Origin of the sequence: Kineococcus vitellinus (assembly GCF_009906315.1) — a bacterium.
Lineage (GTDB): Bacteria > Actinomycetota > Actinomycetes > Actinomycetales > Kineococcaceae > Kineococcus > Kineococcus vitellinus.
In genome coordinates this window covers 1-614 of sequence record NZ_JAAALL010000632.1, presented here as the reverse complement: position 1 = coordinate 614, position 614 = coordinate 1, and the positions used below count along the sequence as shown (strand labels likewise).

The following is a 614-nucleotide window of genomic DNA, read 5'->3' as shown; positions in this document are numbered from 1 at the left end:
CAGCCCCGTAGGGTGGCGGCCCGGACCGCCCCCGGCCCGTCCCGCCGCAGGACGCCGCCCCCGTGACCGGAAGGACGCCACCCCGTGAGAGGCCTGCTCGCCCGGCTGCTGCTCGTCGCCGGGCTCGGCTGCGCGATCGCCGGCGCCCTGCTGCTGACGGTCTTCGCGCCGCCCGCGGACATCGAGGTCACCGAGGAGTCGGCCGACCCCGGCGTGGCCGTCGTCAGCGCCCCCGGGCTGCTGGAGCTCAGCGGTCCCACCGCCCGGGTGCGCGCCAGCGCCCCCGCCGGCACCGACGTCTTCGTCGGCGTCGCCCGCGCCGTCGACGCGCGGGCGTGGCTGGCGGACGCCCGGCGCACCGAGGTGACCGGCGTCGGCGGGACGCCGGCCGAGCCCACCGCCCGCAGCCGCGTGCTGGGCGGGGGCGCGGCCGCCGACCCCCGCACCGCGGACATCTGGCTGCAGAGCAGCACCGGCGCGACGAGCGCCGAGCTCACGTGGTCCACGGCCGGCGACGACGACCTCGCCGACGCCGGCGGGGTGGTCGTGCTGGCCGCCACCGACGGCGCGGCGGGCGCGGCGACCGGTGAGCAGGACGCCGAGCGCCCCGAGCA

Annotated in this window: 1 pseudogene; it reads left to right on the top strand. The window is 80.8% G+C overall.

Annotation, left to right across the window (positions count from 1 at the left end):
- Positions 1–84 precede the first annotated feature (84 nt).
- A pseudogene (locus GTQ99_RS23835) lies at positions 85–614 on the top strand (hypothetical protein); the annotation flags it as partial.